This window comes from Paraclostridium tenue (genome assembly GCF_039521565.1).
GTDB classification, from domain to species: domain Bacteria; phylum Bacillota; class Clostridia; order Peptostreptococcales; family Peptostreptococcaceae; genus Paraclostridium; species Paraclostridium tenue.
Window position 1 is genome coordinate 109,788 of the sequence record NZ_BAAACP010000006.1, and the last position, 16,216, is coordinate 126,003.

At 29.9% G+C, this 16,216-nt stretch carries 14 protein-coding genes; 10 read left to right on the top strand and 4 right to left on the bottom strand.

What is annotated here, in order from left to right:
* Positions 1-79: 79 nt before the first annotated feature.
* Positions 80-2,311, bottom strand: a complete 2,232-nt coding sequence (pflB, locus tag ABFX13_RS06360) for a formate C-acetyltransferase (protein ID WP_147547144.1) — start codon at positions 2,309-2,311, stop codon at positions 80-82.
* 293 nt (positions 2,312-2,604) lie between these two features.
* Here pflB and ABFX13_RS06365 point away from each other — a divergent pair, with 293 nt between their 5' ends.
* Both ABFX13_RS06365 and ABFX13_RS06370 read left to right on the top strand, forming a co-directional pair.
* A complete protein-coding gene (locus tag ABFX13_RS06365; protein WP_346044018.1) occupies positions 2,605-3,561 on the top strand; it encodes a calcium/sodium antiporter in 957 nt (318 codons plus the stop codon).
* A gap of 150 nt (positions 3,562-3,711) precedes the next feature.
* Entirely contained in the window at positions 3,712-5,301 is a 1,590-nt protein-coding gene (locus ABFX13_RS06370) for a DEAD/DEAH box helicase (protein WP_346044021.1), read from the top strand.
* A 41-nt stretch (positions 5,302-5,342) separates the two neighbouring features.
* Here ABFX13_RS06370 and ABFX13_RS06375 read toward each other — a convergent pair whose 3' ends face one another.
* A complete protein-coding gene (locus ABFX13_RS06375; protein WP_346044023.1) occupies positions 5,343-6,578 on the bottom strand; it encodes an LL-diaminopimelate aminotransferase in 1,236 nt (411 codons plus the stop codon).
* Positions 6,579-6,739: 161 nt separating this feature from the next.
* Here ABFX13_RS06375 and spoIIAA point away from each other — a divergent pair, with 161 nt between their 5' ends.
* The 6 genes from spoIIAA (at position 6,740) to spoVAE (ending at position 10,224) form a co-directional block, all read left to right on the top strand.
* The gene (spoIIAA, locus tag ABFX13_RS06380; RefSeq protein WP_346044025.1) at positions 6,740-7,096 is read left to right on the top strand and encodes an anti-sigma F factor antagonist; all 357 of its coding nucleotides are present in this window, start codon (positions 6,740-6,742) and stop codon (positions 7,094-7,096) included.
* Positions 7,089-7,523, top strand: coding sequence for an anti-sigma F factor (gene spoIIAB, locus ABFX13_RS06385; RefSeq protein WP_346044027.1), 435 nt, complete (start codon positions 7,089-7,091; stop codon positions 7,521-7,523). Before spoIIAA ends, spoIIAB begins: the two co-directional genes overlap by 8 nt.
* Before the next feature lie 10 nt (positions 7,524-7,533).
* Positions 7,534-8,298 (top strand): RNA polymerase sporulation sigma factor SigF, encoded by a 765-nt coding sequence (gene sigF / locus ABFX13_RS06390; RefSeq protein WP_346044029.1) that lies wholly within the window; start codon positions 7,534-7,536, stop codon positions 8,296-8,298.
* An 84-nt stretch (positions 8,299-8,382) separates the two neighbouring features.
* Entirely contained in the window at positions 8,383-8,820 is a 438-nt protein-coding gene (gene spoVAC, locus ABFX13_RS06395; protein WP_346044031.1) for a stage V sporulation protein AC, read from the top strand.
* A gap of 15 nt (positions 8,821-8,835) precedes the next feature.
* The gene (gene spoVAD, locus ABFX13_RS06400; RefSeq protein WP_346044033.1) at positions 8,836-9,849 is read left to right on the top strand and encodes a stage V sporulation protein AD; all 1,014 of its coding nucleotides are present in this window, start codon (positions 8,836-8,838) and stop codon (positions 9,847-9,849) included.
* Between the two features lie 12 nt (positions 9,850-9,861).
* Positions 9,862-10,224: a stage V sporulation protein AE gene (gene spoVAE, locus ABFX13_RS06405; RefSeq protein ID WP_346044035.1), complete on the top strand. Its 363-nt coding sequence runs from the start codon at positions 9,862-9,864 to the stop codon at positions 10,222-10,224.
* Between the two features lie 41 nt (positions 10,225-10,265).
* On the opposite strand, the gene ABFX13_RS06410 is transcribed toward spoVAE, so the two are convergent.
* Positions 10,266-13,001, bottom strand: coding sequence for a transglycosylase domain-containing protein (locus ABFX13_RS06410; protein ID WP_346044038.1), 2,736 nt, complete (start codon positions 12,999-13,001; stop codon positions 10,266-10,268).
* A 195-nt stretch (positions 13,002-13,196) separates the two neighbouring features.
* On the opposite strand from ABFX13_RS06410, the gene tyrS reads away from it, so the two are divergent.
* Together tyrS and yunB are read left to right on the top strand one after the other, a co-directional pair.
* Positions 13,197-14,417: a tyrosine--tRNA ligase gene (gene tyrS / locus ABFX13_RS06415; protein ID WP_346044040.1), complete on the top strand. Its 1,221-nt coding sequence runs from the start codon at positions 13,197-13,199 to the stop codon at positions 14,415-14,417.
* A gap of 42 nt (positions 14,418-14,459) precedes the next feature.
* Positions 14,460-15,158, top strand: coding sequence for a sporulation protein YunB (yunB, locus tag ABFX13_RS06420; RefSeq protein WP_346044043.1), 699 nt, complete (start codon positions 14,460-14,462; stop codon positions 15,156-15,158).
* An 8-nt stretch (positions 15,159-15,166) separates the two neighbouring features.
* Here the strand turns inward: yunB and ABFX13_RS06425 are convergent, their stop codons facing one another.
* Positions 15,167-16,120: a SpoIVB peptidase S55 domain-containing protein gene (locus tag ABFX13_RS06425; protein WP_346044045.1), complete on the bottom strand. Its 954-nt coding sequence runs from the start codon at positions 16,118-16,120 to the stop codon at positions 15,167-15,169.
* Between the last annotated feature and the right edge of the window lie 96 nt (positions 16,121-16,216).

Below are 16,216 nucleotides of genomic sequence, written 5' to 3' on the forward strand. Positions count from 1 at the left end.
ACTGATGAGGTTTGCACTCTGAATATACTTTGATAAATGATTGTTTTATAATATGTTTACAATTTTAACAAGTTATATACTAGCACATTTTTCCGTGGAATGTTCTGTTTATAACGTCTAATTGTTGTTCTCTAGTTAACTTGATGAAGTTTACAGCGTATCCTGAAACTCTTATAGTTAATTGAGGGTATTTTTCTGGATGTTCCATAGCATCTTCTAAAGTAGATCTATCAAATACGTTAACGTTTAAGTGATGAGCTCCTTGAGAGAAGTATCCATCCATCATTGATGATAAGTTGTTTATTCTTTCAGTCATATCTTTTCCTAAAGCACCTGGTACTATAGAGAAAGTATTAGATATACCATCTTGAGCATGCTCGTATGGTAATTTAGCAACTGATGCTAATGAAGCTAAAGCACCGCTGTTATCTCTTCCGTGCATTGGGTTAGCTCCTGGAGCAAATGGCTCACCAGCTTTTCTTCCGTCAGGAGTGTTACCAGTTTTCTTACCATAAACAACGTTTGAAGTTATAGTAAGTATTGATTGAGTATGATAAGAATTTCTGTAAGTTTTGTTCTTTCTTATCTTGTTCATGAAGTTTTCAACTAATTGAACAGCTATATCGTCAACTCTGTCATCGTTGTTTCCGTATTTAGGGAATTCTCCTTCAACTTCGAAGTCAACAACAACACCTTGTTCATTTCTTATAGTTTTAACTTTAGCGTATTTTATAGCAGATAATGAGTCAGCACATACTGATAAACCAGCTATACCACAAGCCATAGTTCTGAATACGTCTCTATCATGTAAAGCCATTTCTAATGCTTCATAAGAATACTTATCATGCATGTAGTGGATTACATTTAATGTATTTACATATAAGTTAGCTAACCAATCAGTAAACATATCGAATTTTTCCATAACTTCATCGTAGTCTAAGTATTCAGAAGTTATTGGCTCAAATCTTGGTCCAACTTGCTTTAATTTCTTCTCATCTATACCACCGTTTATAGCGTATAATAAAGTCTTAGCTAAGTTAACTCTAGCTCCGAAGAATTGCATTTGCTTACCTATTCTCATTGCAGATACACAACAAGCTATACCGTAGTCATCTCCCCAGTAAGGTTTCATTAAATCATCGTTCTCGTATTGAACAGAACTTGTGTCTATTGATACTTTAGAACAGAAGTTTTTGAATCCTTCTGGTAATTGAGTAGACCATAATACTGTTAAGTTTGGTTCTGGAGATGGTCCAAGAGTATATAAAGTATTTAACATTCTGAATGAGTTTTTAGTTACTAATGTTCTACCATCTAATCCCATACCACCTATAGACTCAGTTACCCAAGTTGGGTCTCCAGAGAATAAATCGTTGTATTCAGGAGTTCTTAAGAATCTAACCATTCTTAACTTCATAACGAAGTGGTCCATTATTTCTTGAGCTTGCTCTTCAGTTAATATACCAGCAGCTAAATCTCTTTCGAAGTATATATCTAAGAAAGTAGAAACTCTACCTAAAGACATTGCAGCTCCGTTTTGATCTTTAACAGCTCCTAAGTATCCGAAGTAAGTCCATTGAACAGCTTCTTTTGCATTAGTAGCTGGTTGAGATATGTCGAATCCGTAAGATGCAGCCATTCTCTTTAAAGCTTCTAAAGCTTTTATTTGATCAGATATTTCTTCTCTTAATCTTATTACTTCTTCATCTATACATCTAACTTCTAATGAAGCTTTTTGATCTAATTTATCTTGTATTAATTTATCAACACCGTATAAAGCAACTCTTCTGTAGTCACCTATTATTCTACCTCTACCGTAAGCATCTGGTAATCCAGTTATTATACCAGCACTTCTAGCAGCTCTCATGTCAGGAGTGTAAGCATCGAATACACCTTGGTTATGAGTTTTTCTATATTTAGTGAATATTTCACTTATTTCAGGATTTAATTTGTATCCATAAGCGTCACAAGAAGTTTCAACCATTCTTATTCCACCAAATGGCATTACAGCTCTTTTTAAAGGAGCGTCAGTTTGAACCCCAACTATTGTTTCTAAGTCCTTTTCTATATATCCAGGACCGTAAGCATCTATTAAAGATACTGTATCAGTGTCTACATCTAATGTACCATTGTTTTCTCTTTCTTTCTTGAAAAGATCAAGAGCTTGGTTCCATAATTTTTTAGTATTTTCAGTTGCTCCAGCTAAGAAAGAATCATTTCCTTCATATGGAGTGTAGTTTAATTGTATGAACTCTCTAACGTTTATTTCTTTAGTCCATCTACCAGTTTTGAATCCTTGCCATGCATTCATGTTGATAGCCTCCTTAAGTTTTATGTGTGTTCAAATTAATTTATATTTATAAAATCTAGCTAGATATTTTTTAAACAATATAATCATAACACAGAATTAGTATTTTGTATACAAAATTTTAAATCAAAATTTTGAATTGTGTTTTATTTTGACATCTTTTGTATATTCATATAATACCCAGGGAAAAGTGTGATAAACACGAATTTTAAGAATAATTTAAATTATTTTTAAATAGATTAAATATACATAAATAAATAAGTAAACTGAATATGTATATTATTAGGGGGGATAAAATGATATTTACAATTATCTTATTTTTATTAGGATTTGTATTAATAACTAAAGGTGCGGATATTTTTATAGAATCTACTATTTCTGTAGCAAAAAAAACGAATATACCAGAAATAGTTTTAGGAGCAACTATAGTTAGTTTAGCAACTACATTTCCAGAATTAACTGTATCAGCTTTTGCATCTATACAAGGACATACTACAATGAGTCTTGGAAATGCAATAGGCTCTATAATATGCAATACAGGATTAGCACTTGGATTAGTAGCATTGATTAAACCTTTCAAGGTAGATAAGAAGATTTTTAATTCAAAATCTGTATTGTTAATAATATCTGTTGCAGTATTGATTATTTTAGGTATGGATAAAACAATAGGAAAAGTGGATGCTATGGCTTTAGTTGGGTTATTAATTATTTACATGATAAGTAACTATAATAGTATTCCGAAAACAGGATCAAGAAGAACTAGTAATACTACAAATATAGAATATAATAAATCATCAGATATAATAAAATTATTATTCATGTTTGTAATCGGTATATCAATGATGATTATAGGGTCAAGATTATTAGTTAACAATGGAATTAAAATTGCAGAAGTTGTAGGAGTGCCACAAGCTGTTATAAGTTTAACTGTTATAGCACTTGGAACGTCACTTCCTGAGTTAGTATCATGTTTGACAGCTATAAGAAAAAATCACAATGCAATTTCTGTTGGGAATATACTTGGGGCTAACATATTAAATATAGTTTCAGTTGTAGGAGTATCAGCATTTATAAATGACATACCTATACTTAAGCAAACTTCGATGATAGATTTTCCATTTATGATATTACTTTTATTAATACTTATAATACCTACATTTATTAAGCAAAAAATTTATAGATTTCAAGGGTTATTTATGATACTTACATATATAATATATATATCAACTTTATACTTTACATATATAGATTAAAAAATAAGGTATGGTTTAAACATACCTTATTTTTTGATTTATACTGAATACCTTATTTACCATTAGGATAAAATATTAATTGCATAATATATGAAATAAATATATAATTGATAAAGTTAATATAAATTGATTACGGAAAGGAAACAATATATGAATATAGTTAAATTCGATGATTTACCAATAAATGAAAACATAAAAAAAGCTGTATTAGAAATGGGATTTGAAGAACCATCTCCAATACAAGCTCAAGCAATACCAAAAATAATTACAGGAGTAGATATTATAGGGCAAGCTCAAACTGGTACGGGGAAAACAGCAGCATTTAGTATACCTATATTAGAAATGGTAGACCCAGATGATAAGAGTCTACAAGCAGTAGTTTTATGTCCAACAAGAGAATTAGCAATACAAGTATCAAGTGAAATAAGAAAAATAGGTAAGTACATGCACGGGATAAAAACTTTACCTGTATACGGAGGACAACCTATAGATAGACAAATAAGATCTTTAAAAAGTGGAGTACAAATAGTTATAGGAACTCCAGGTCGTATTATAGATCATATAAATCGTAAGACTTTAAAGATGGATAAAGTTAAAATGGTTATACTAGATGAAGCGGATGAAATGTTAGATATGGGATTTAGAGAAGATATAGAGATGATTTTAGATAAGACTCCAGAAGATAGACAAACAACTTTCTTCTCTGCTACTATGCCAAAAGGAATTTTAGATTTAACAAAGAGATTCCAAAAAGATCCTGAGCATGTAAAGATAGTTAGAAAAGAACTTACAGTTCCGAATATAAAACAATATTATATAGAAACTAAGTCGGCTAACAAGTTAGAAGTATTATGTAGATTAATAGATGTATATAATCCTAAGTTATCAGTTGTATTTTGTAATACTAAAAGAGGTGCTGATGAATTAGTTAGCGATTTACAAGCTAGGGGATACTTTGCAGATGCATTACATGGAGATTTAAAGCAAACTCAAAGAGACATAGTAATGGATAAGTTTAGAAATGGAACAATAGATATATTAGTTGCTACAGATGTAGCTGCAAGAGGAATAGATGTTGATGATGTTGAAGCAGTATTTAACTACGATTTACCACAAGATGAAGAGTACTATGTACACAGAATAGGAAGAACTGGTAGAGCGGGTAGAACTGGAGTTTCATTCTCTTTTGTATTCGGAAAAGAAAAGAGAAAAATGAAAGACATAGAAAGATATACTAAATCTAAATTAGAAAAACACAGTATACCATCAATATCAGATGTAGAAGAGAAAAAAGTGAGTGTATTCTTTGAACAAGTTAAATCTACTATACAAGAAGGTCACTTAACAAAGCAAGTTCAATGGTTAGAAAACTTCTGCAAAGAAGAAGATTATGATACACTAGATATAGCAGCAGCTTTAGTTAAATTAGCCCTAGGGGATGAAGAGAAAGAAGAAATAGTAGAAGAATCATATGATACAGGCGCTGAATCAGGAATGACTAGACTATTTATAAATGTAGGTAGAAAACAAAAAGTTCAAGCTAGAGATATAGTTGGAGCTATAGCTGGAGAAGTTGGAATACCTGGAAAGTTAGTTGGAACTATAGATATATATGATAAATATACATTTGTTGAAGTTCCAAAGAAACATACTAGAAAAGTTCTAGACAAAATGAAAAACATAAAAATAAAAGGAAATAAAGTTAATATAGAAAGAGCAAATTCTAAGAGAAGAAAATAATAAATTAAAAGAGGATTTCTTTAAAGATATCCTCTTTTAATTTATTCAAATTCCAAATTAAGAGATAAAAGTCTGTTTTTTAAGTCATCCATAACTTTAAGTTCATCAGATAAAGAATTAGCATCATAAGTAACAGAAAATCTTAAAAAGTTACCACAATCATCCCAAGGAACTGTTGATATTAATGCATTTGAAAGTATATAAAGGCTAGCTTCCGCTGCATTTTTAAATCTTATTCCATCTTTAACGCCAATGGGTATTGGTACGTAAGAATAAAATCCGCCTTTAGGTTTATCAACTTTAAATCCAACTTGTCTTAAAACATCGATTAAAAGATCAAATCGTCTTAAATATCTATCTTTATTTAACTCTATTAAATTAAAATTATTAAGAGCATAGGCTCCAGATTTTTGAATAGCCCTAAATTGGCCAGAATCTGTATGACCTTTAACAGTGCGATATACCTTCATTGCTTTTTTAGATCCAACAACAAAAGCTAATCTCCATCCAGTCATATTAAAAGCTTTAGATAAAGAGTGAATTTCTATGCAAACATCTATAGATCCTTCTATACTTAGAATGCTAAGAGGTTTACAATCACCATAAGTCAAAGGCCCATAGGCTAAATCTGATATTATTAAAATATCATTATCTTTAGCAAATTTAACAGCATGTTCATAAAATTCTTTAGTTGCAACCTGACCAGTAGGGTTATTAGGATAATTTAAATATAATAATTTGGCTCTTTTTTTTATTTCATTAGGGATATTATCTAAGTCTGGATAGAAATTATTTTCAGGACATAGAGGTAAGTTATAGGTTTCTCCACCTATATATTTTGAATATGTGCCAAGAACTTGATATGCAGGTGCTGGCATAAGGCATATATCTCCTGGATTTATAAAACAAAGTGGAAGCATAGCTAAAACTGGTTTTGAACCTATACCGTGTACTATATTTTCAGTAGTAATGTTTTTTACATTGTATACTTTTTCTAAATATTTACAAGCTGCTTCTTGAAATTCAATAATCCCATTATCTGAATAGAACCTATTCTCTGGTTTACCAGCTTCAATTGATAATATATCTACAAGGGATTTATGAGCCATTTTATCAGGTTCTCCTACACCCATATCAATAAGTTTTATATTTGGAAACTTAGATTGAACTTCTTTGGTTAGTTTTTTTACTTTTTCGAATTTATAAAGTTTATTATTATCTTCAAAAAATGATGGACCTCCAAGTCGATTAGAAACTTTGTTGTCTATAAAATCCATTATTATTCCTCCAAATTTAATTTAGTATACTACATAATATTTAAATATGTAAATTTTTGATACAATAAAACAAAACTATTTAAATATTATTGAAGGATAATAATTTAATTTATAGAATTGAATACAAAGTATTATTTTTAAAACTGTTAGGAGGGGAACTAATGATAAATTTTTCATTGGATAATAAAAACTTAAAAGTTGAGTTTCTAAGCAAAGAGTTAGATCATCATATATCAAACGAAGTAAGAGAAGAAATAGATTATATAATACAGGAAAAACAAATAAAAAATATAATTTTTGATTTTAAGAATATGAATTTTATGGATTCTTCAGGAATTGGAGTTGTAATTGGAAGATATAAAAGAGTATCTAGTGAAGGTGGTAAAGTAGCTGTAATAAATATAAATCCAAGAGTAAAAAAGATTTTTGATTTATCAGGTATGAATAAGATTATAGAAATTCATAACACTTATGAAGATGCTTTAAGTTCTTTTTTAGGAGGCGTGGCAAATGAATAATATTATGGAAGTTAAATTTTCAGCAAAATCAGAAAATGAAAGTTTTGCAAGAGTAATAGTTGCATCTTTTGCATCTAAATTAGATCCCACATTAGATGAGATTGCAGATATAAAAACTGCTGTTTCAGAAGCTGTTACAAATTCAATAATACATGGATATGATGAAGATGAAAGTAAATTTGTTAATATAAGATGTGAAATAGAAGGCAAAACTATTACTATTTCAGTTGAAGATTTCGGAAATGGAATAGAAGATTTAGATATGGCAATGCAACCATTATATACATCTAAACCTGAATTAGAAAGATCTGGTATGGGATTTACTGTTATGGAAAGTTTTATGGATAATATAGAAGTTTCCTCTAAAAAGGGAGAAGGAACTAAGGTAATTATGAAAAAGAAAATAGATTCATCTAATATAGAATAGAGGTTTTATTATGGGGATAACTACCAATAAAGAAGAAAGAAAGGGATTGCTTAGCCATGAAGAGACTTTAAGATTAATACAACTTGTGCAAAATGGAGATGAACAAGCAAAAGAAATTCTAATAGAAAGTAATTTAGGATTGGTTAGAAGTGTTGTGTCTAAATTTTTAAATATAGGATATGACAGAGATGATTTATTTCAATTAGGATCTATAGGACTTATAAAGTCTATATATAAATTTGATCCGAAGTTTAACGTGAAATTTTCTACATATGCGGTACCTATGATTTTAGGAGAAATAAAAAGGTACTTAAGAGATGATGGCATGATAAAGGTATCAAGATCTTTAAAACAAGTTGCAATAAAAGCTAAAACACAAACTGAAATTTTAACAAAAAAACTAGGTAGGGAACCTACAATAGATGAATTATCTAAGATAGTAGGTGTAGATAAAGAAGAGTTAGTTATGGCACTAGAATCTAATTTCGCTGTAGAGTATTTACATGGGGTTATACATGAAGAAGAAGGGGCACCTATATGTTTAATTGATAAAATCAGTTTAAAAGGAGAAAATGAAGAACAAAAAGTTATAGATAACTTATTACTAAAAGAGGTATTGGGAAAATTAGATAAAAGAGAAAGACAAATAATAATGCTTAGGTACTTTGAAGATAAAACACAAAGTGAAATAGGAGAATTGCTAAATATATCACAAGTTCAAGTTTCTAGAATAGAAAAAAAAGTATTATCAAAATTAAAATCATATATAGGATAAATAAACCCTTAAAATTTAGGGTTTATTTTTTTTATTTTGTTAAATAATAACATTATATAAAAGTATTTTATAGGAGGTTATAAAATGGGCAAAAACTATAAAGAATATGTTGATAAAATAAGTCCAAAGCCTACATATGCTAAAAATTATATATTAGCATTTATAGTTGGAGGTATAATTTGTGTAATTGGGCAAGCTATAAATGATGCGTACATGAATTTTGGACTAGATAAACTTAAAGCAGCTGGAGCTACATCTATGACTTTAATTTTTATAGGAGCTCTTTTAACAGGAATTGGTATATATGATTTACTTGGAAAAAGAGCAGGAGCTGGATCGATTATACCTATAACTGGATTTGCAAACTCTATAGTATCTCCAGCTATGGAGTATAAAAGAGAAGGATATGTACTAGGAGTAGGAGCTAACTTATTTAAAGTTGCTGGACCAGTGCTAGTATATGGTATAGGGTCTTCTGTTTTATGTGGTTTTATATACTATATAATTAACTTTTTTAAATAGAAAGGGGTTATTTAATTGGCTAAAAAGAGAATAGGAAGTAGGACTGTTAAATTAGAAAATGGACCTGTAATAATATCTACTTCATCCATAGTAGGGCCTAAAGAAGCTCAAGGACCATTAAAAGATTATTTCGATATAAAACTAGATGATGATTTATATGGAGAAAAGAGTTGGGAATTTGCAGAAAGTAAAATGGTTCAAACTGTTGTAGAACATGCCGTAAAAAAAGCTAATAAAACAATAAAAGATGTAAATTATATGGTAGCAGGAGATTTATTAAATCAACTTTTATCAACCTCATTTGCAGCTAGAGCAGTTAGTATACCTTTTTTAGGTGTATATGGAGCGTGTTCAACAATGGCACAATCACTATCTATTGGATCTATGTTAATTGATGGAGGATTTGCAGATTTAGTTGCAGCATCTACGTCAAGTCATTATTGTACAGCTGAAAGACAATTTAGATTTCCTTTAGAATTAGGAAATCAAAAACCTATGACTGCTCAATGGACAGTTACAGGATCCGGATGCTCTTTATTATCAAGTCAAGGAAATGGTCCAAAAGTAAAGTATATAACTATAGGAAAGGTAATAGATGAAGGTATAACTGATGCAAATAATATGGGAGCAGCAATGGCTCCAGCAGCTGTAGATACTATATATTCTTACTTTAATGATACAAAAGATGATCCTAATAGCTTTGATATGATTGCTACTGGCGATTTAGGAAAGGTTGGTATGCAAATAGCTATAGATTTATTAAAAGAAAAAGGGATTGATATATCTAAGGTATATACTGATTGTGGAGTTGAAATATTTGATTTGGAAAATCAAGATGTTCACTGTGGCGGTAGTGGATGTGGATGTTCAGCATCTGTATTTAATGGATATATATATAAAATGTTAAAGGATAAAAAATTCAATAAAGTAATGTTAGTTTCAACTGGAGCATTATTGTCACCAACAAGTACATTGCAAAAAGAAAGTATACCGAGTGTAGCCCATGCAGTAATAATAGCTAATGAATAAGAGGTGTGTATTATGATAATAGACTATATAAAAGTGTTTCTAGTAGGCGGGATTATATGTCTAATTGCACAAATAATGATGGATTATTTTAAGTTACAGACGCCATATATAATGGTCACTTATGTAACTACTGGAGTAATTTTAAGTTTTCTAGGAATTTATGAACGTATAGTTGATTTTGGAGCAGCAGGTGCAACTGTTCCTATAATTGGATTTGGATATTCACTATATAATGGCGTTATAAAAGCTATAGAACAAGATGGATTTATGGGAGTGTTTACAGGAGGAGTAACTGCTACAGCAGGAGGAATAGCAGCAGCTATATTCTTTGGTTATTTGATGGCTGTTATATTTACTCCAAAGGCAAAACCATAAAAAAAAGAACTATATGATAAGAAATCATATAGTTCTTTTTTTTATGCAGCCGGTGGAGATGGCTGAGTATTTGAAGCTGGTGGAGTTGAAGTAGTAGGTGGAGTTGGAGTAGTTGGTGAAGTTGGCTTAGTATTTGTAGCCGGTGGAGTTGGGGTAGTTTGACCTGTACCACCAGCACCATTATTTGTTGTGCCACCAGTATTACCACTATTACCTTGGTTAGGAGCAGTATTATTATTACCTGAGTTAGGTGTGCTACTATTATTGTCACCAGTTGTATTATCTCCTGGATTTATATTTTCAGGAGTTTGATTATCTGCAGGCTTATTTTCTGCATTTTCATTATTATTTTCTGTAGAAGGTGTTTCTGGAACAGCTGGCTCAGAATGAACAGCATGTCTACTTGGAGTATGTCCTTTTATAAAAGCAGCAGTTGCTGAGTTATAAGCACCTTTACTTACAATTTCACCATTTATTAAATTTATATTGAAAAATTCTATATTTCTAGGCTTTTTAAAATCAGTAGCCTTAAGATTACCATGAACTTTTTTCATTACATTAGCCCATAGTTTTGCAGAAGTTGAACTTCCTTTTACAACACCTCTACGAGGTACAATTTCTTTGGTTTTAGGAATAGTTCTATAGTCATCTCCTATGTAAGTAGATCCTACATAATAAGGTGTATATCCTACAAACCAAGCATCTTTATTACCATTTGTAGTACCAGTTTTACCAGCAACAGGCATATCACCAAGACTAGCAGCACGACCTGTACCTTCTGTAATAACAGCTTTCATCATATCTGTAAGAACATATGCAATTTCAGGTTCAACTACCTTATGTTCTGATGGTGTATTTTGTATTAATACTTGTCCATCGGAAGATTCAACAGTTGTAAATGTAATAGGTTCAACATAAATACCGCCATTTGCTAATGTACCATAAGCAGCAGCCATATCAAGAGGAGAAACTCCTTTTGTCATACCACCTAAAGTAAGGGCAGAGAATTTTCTATCAGCACCTCCAGGTCCATCCTTAAGATCTGATAAACCAAAATTCTTTAAGTAATCAAGCATAACATCTATTGAATCATTATATGAATCACCAAGTGTTTCAGCTACTTTAACAGCTATTGTATTTGAAGACATAGCTAAAGCTTTACGCATTGTCATAGATCCAGAACCAGATGTTGTAGTTTTTGGATCCCATTTTCTATTTTCAGCGAATTTGTAACCACCACGTGTATCACTAAATACATCTGCTTGATTTTTACCGTTGTCAATAGCAGGTGTATAAACTGCTAATGGTTTTATAGTAGAACCAGGTTGATGAGGTGAAGTAGCACGATTTAAAACTTTTCTAGCTTTTATTTCTCTACCACCCATTAAAGATTTAATTTGTCCAGTTCTATAGTCTAAAATAACCATTGCAGCTTGGGGCTGAGGAACTCCATCTGGACCTATTATATGACCTGGGAAGTTATCCCTATTATTAAATTCACTTTCTAGTTCTTTTTGCATATTTTTATCTATTGTAGTACGTATCTTTAAGCCCCCATTAAAGTATAGGTTATGAGCTTCAGCATCTGTGTACCCTTGAGCTATAAGACTTTTTATAACATCACCCTCTATAAGGTCTTCCACTGTAGAGGCTGGTTTTTTAGTTGGCTTAGGTAGTTTTATTTCTATTTTTTGAGCAACAGCTTTATCATGTTCTTCTTGAGTAAGATATCCAAGTTCTAACATTTTCATTAAAACTGTTTCTTGTCTTTTCTTAGATTCAGGGTTTAGTTCTACCTTTCTACAAACCATAGTACCGTCTTTTAATTGCTTGTAGTAATCATCATCAGGTAAAAGACCCCATTGATATAGTTTGTCTATCATATCAAGTTCAGTTCTATTAGGATCATCAAAATTATCATCCTTACTATTTACGTAGAACTTTAGTTTTTGTTCTAAATCTTTTTTAGTTTCAGTTCCATCTAGTTTGGTAGTTTGGTATGCTGCATATTTATTTGGATTTTGAGTTATACCAACAATCATTGCAGCTTCAGCAGTTGTAAGATCTTTTGCGTGTTTATCAAAATATGCATTAGCAGCAGCTTCAACTCCTATTGCACCACTTCCAAAATAAGCACTATTTAAATAAAGTTCTAATATTTGCTCTTTTGTAAGGGTCTTATCCATTTCTAAAGCATAGTATATATCTTTAATTTTACGAACTATAGAAACTTCTTTAGATGTTAATAAGTTCTTAGATACCTGCATAGGTATTGTACTTCCTCCAGGAGAAGAAGATGTTATTAGGTTTGATACAGCAGCTCTAGCAAGTCCTTTAAAGTCTACACCATTATGATCATAAAATCTCTCATCTTCTATAGACACAAGTGCATGCTGAAGGTTTATGGGCATATCTTTTACAGAAATAGGAACTTTTTTATTATCTGTAGGAGGATTACCCATTAATGATCCATCGTTATATAAAAGTTCAGTTACTGTATCAACTTTTTTATCAAGTGTAGCTTTAGTTATTGGTTGTACATCTTTTAAAGCTACAAAAACTAATGCTGATGAGGCAGCAACCCCTAAAACTAGTGTAACTAAAAGTGTTACACCAATTGCTCTTAGTACTTTAAATTTATCTTTTTTATTAGAACCACTATTACTCTTTTTACTACTACTCTTAGTAGATTTTTTTGAGGAGTTAGTAGTCTTAGTACTAGAGGAACTAACTTTTTTTCTTCGAATTTTATTTTTGTTATTGTTGTCATTTACCATGAAATTAACCTCCTTACTATAAGAATATATTATATCATATATGTAAATAGTTTTGTATTTTATAGATAAAAATGAATATTATGTAAATAATTAATTAACATAGTATAAGTACCATTAATTGAATTTAGTATTTAACTATGATACAATATTAATTATTTTTAACAAGTATAAAAAAAATATGTGTGAGGTGTACATATGATCGAAATAAATGAACAAATGAAAATAATTAAAAAAGGTGTAGCTGAAATGATATCGGAAGAAGATATTATTAAAAAATTAGAAAAGTCAGCAAAAGAAAATAAGCCACTTACAATAAAATTAGGATTAGACCCTTCAGCTCCAGACATACATTTAGGACATACTGTAGTATTAAGAAAGATGAAGGCATTTCAAGATTTAGGACATCAAGTAGTTATAATAATAGGTGATGCTACAGGAATGATAGGAGATCCAACAGGAAAATCAGCAGTTAGAAAACAATTATCACATGAACAAGTTTTAGAAAATGCAAAGACTTATCAAGATCAAATATTTAAAATACTAGATAAAGAAAAAACTATAGTTAAGTTTAATAGTGAATGGTTACAAGCTATGAACTTTATGGATGTAGCAAATTTAGCATCTAAGTATACAGTAGCTAGAATGTTAGAAAGAGATGACTTTAAAAAGAGATTTGCATCAAATCAGTCAATATCAATACATGAGTTTTTCTATCCATTAATGCAAGGGTATGATTCAGTTGCAATAAAGGCTGATATTGAAATGGGCGGAACAGATCAAAAGTTTAATATATTAATGGGGAGAACGCTTCAAAAAGAATATGACCAAGAACCTCAAGTTGCTTTATTAATGCCTATAATAGAAGGTACTGATGGAGTTAAAAAAATGAGTAAGTCATTAGGAAACTATATAGGAATAAGTGAAGAACCAAATGATATGTATGGTAAGACAATGTCTATTCCAGATGAACTTATAATAAGATATTTTGAATTAGTTACAGATGAACATCCAGATTCAATAGAAGCTATGAAATCAGATATGGAACAAGATAAAGTTAATCCGAGAGATTTAAAAATGAAATTAGCAAAAGAAGTAGTTAAATTATATCATGGAGAAGAAAAAGCTTTAGAAGCAGAACAATACTTTAAATCTGTATTCCAAAAAAGAAATATGCCAGATGATATAGCTGAAATGGAAGTATCTATAGAAGATTCTGAAGAAGGATTATTCTTTATACCTAAAGTAGTTAGTGCATTAAAATTATCACCATCTACAAGTGAAGCTAGAAGACTATTAAAACAAGGTGGAATAAAGCTTAATGGTGAAAAATTAGAAGTTGATAAAGTAGCTTTAAAAGACGAAGATATAATACAAGTAGGAAAAAGAAAATTTGCAAAATTAATAATTAAGAAGTAATTAAAAGCCTCCCTTACATAAAATATTAAGGGGGGCTTTTTAATGAAAAAAATATTAGTAAAAAAAAGAAAAGAGAAAATAAAGAAAAATATATTTATATTTATAATGATTTTTATACTATCTATACTAATAGGCAGTTTTATATATATAGACGATAAACTTAGACCTACCATAACGGTAATAGCAGAAACTAAGGCTGAAGAACTTGCTAATAAGTCTATTAATAAAGCTGTTTCAAGTGTTATAGATAATAATATAAAGTATGAAAATTTAATTAATGTAAAAACAGGAGAAGATGGAAATATAGTTATGATGCAAGCAAATTCCATAATTATGAATGAGATAGCATCAAAAGTGGCTTTGGAAATCCAGTCAGAGATGAAAAAAATCAAAACAACATCTACATATATACCAATAGGAACTGCTATAGGAAGTCCTTTATTAGCTAAATATGGACCCAAAATAAAAGTATCTATAGAACCAATAGGAACTGTATATGTAGACTTTGGAACTGATTTTGAATCATCTGGAATAAATCAATCTAGACATAGAATATATTTAAAAGCTAAAACTCAAGTAAAAGTTGTAGTTCCTCTTACTACATCCACAAAAGAAGTGAAAATACAAATACCTATATGTGAAACGGTAATAGTTGGAGATGTTCCACAAAGTTATGTTAATGTTCCTAAAGATGATGTAATAAATGTATTACCTAGTGATAATACAACAAAATCAAAATAAAGAGGGAGTTATTCTCCCTCTAACATCCATCCTATATAAACTCCATATCCTATAGATGGATCATTTTCAACCGCATGAGAAATAGCACCTATAATCTTGTTATTTTGAATTATTGGAGTACCACTCATTCCTTGAACTATTCCACCAGTCATAGATAATAATCTTTTATCTTTTATTTCTATTTTGAATGTTTTAGATTCAGGATTTCTTTGTTTTTTTATATTTAATATACATATTTCATATTCTTTAGCATCACCATTTGAAGTTTGCAAAAGTATAGATGCTTTTCCTGTTTTTACTTCATTTAAATTTGCTATTTTATATTTTTTTAATTTGGAAAAATCTGTTGTATGAATTTTTCCTTTAATCCCAAAGTTTGTATTATCTTTGAAATTACCGATAAATTCACTTTTTTGACCATTAATACATCCAACATTACCTTTATAAGATTTATCAATTATTAAACTGTGTGTGCTTGATACATATCCATTTTTAATAGGTAAACTTCTATTTAATCCAACACTTAGAGGATGTGCTACTGCACCAAAAGTATTATTTGTAGGATTAATATAAGTTAGTGTTGCAAATCCAGAAATAATATTATTGAAATTAACTTTTTCGAGAACATCTTTATCTACATTTAAATTTGAAATTTCGTTATTTCTTTTGATTTCTACCTTTATAGATTTATCATTTGGCAGTGAGCTTAATAAATTAGAAAAATCAGCATAATTATTTATTTTAGTATCATTTACAGAAATTAATGAATCACCAATTTTAAATGGAGAATCATTAAAAGTATTTCTTACCATCAAAGATTGTAATTCAGCATCTATCTGCATTATATTTCCTATGGGTACCAAATATTTTGAATCATTTTTTATATTAGCTTCTGCATAAATGAATCCTACAGAGAAAAAATATAATAAAAGCGAAATCGCAAAGAATTTTTTTAATTTCACTAAAACACCTTCTTTCTGATAAAGTCATGATGATATTTATTGGTGCTTCTTTAATAATAGATTGTGCAGGATGAAAATTTTAATCCATAGAAAACA

Excerpts from the sequence above, each read along its gene's own strand:
- spoVAC (WP_346044031.1), top strand. The coding sequence starts at position 8,383 with ATGGGCAAAAACTATAAAGAATATGTTGATAAAATAAGTCCAAAGCCT.
- ABFX13_RS06365 (WP_346044018.1), top strand. The coding sequence starts at position 2,605 with ATGATATTTACAATTATCTTATTTTTATTAGGATTTGTATTAATAACT.
- ABFX13_RS06410 (WP_346044038.1), bottom strand. The coding sequence starts at position 13,001 with ATGGTAAATGACAACAATAACAAAAATAAAATTCGAAGAAAAAAAGTT.
- spoVAE (WP_346044035.1), top strand. The coding sequence starts at position 9,862 with ATGATAATAGACTATATAAAAGTGTTTCTAGTAGGCGGGATTATATGT.
- spoIIAA (WP_346044025.1), top strand. The coding sequence starts at position 6,740 with ATGATAAATTTTTCATTGGATAATAAAAACTTAAAAGTTGAGTTTCTA.
- sigF (WP_346044029.1), top strand. The coding sequence starts at position 7,534 with ATGGGGATAACTACCAATAAAGAAGAAAGAAAGGGATTGCTTAGCCAT.
- yunB (WP_346044043.1), top strand. The coding sequence starts at position 14,460 with ATGAAAAAAATATTAGTAAAAAAAAGAAAAGAGAAAATAAAGAAAAAT.
- ABFX13_RS06375 (WP_346044023.1), bottom strand. The coding sequence starts at position 6,578 with ATGGATTTTATAGACAACAAAGTTTCTAATCGACTTGGAGGTCCATCA.
- spoIIAB (WP_346044027.1), top strand. The coding sequence starts at position 7,089 with ATGAATAATATTATGGAAGTTAAATTTTCAGCAAAATCAGAAAATGAA.
- pflB (WP_147547144.1), bottom strand. The coding sequence starts at position 2,311 with ATGAATGCATGGCAAGGATTCAAAACTGGTAGATGGACTAAAGAAATA.
- tyrS (WP_346044040.1), top strand. The coding sequence starts at position 13,197 with ATGATCGAAATAAATGAACAAATGAAAATAATTAAAAAAGGTGTAGCT.
- ABFX13_RS06370 (WP_346044021.1), top strand. The coding sequence starts at position 3,712 with ATGAATATAGTTAAATTCGATGATTTACCAATAAATGAAAACATAAAA.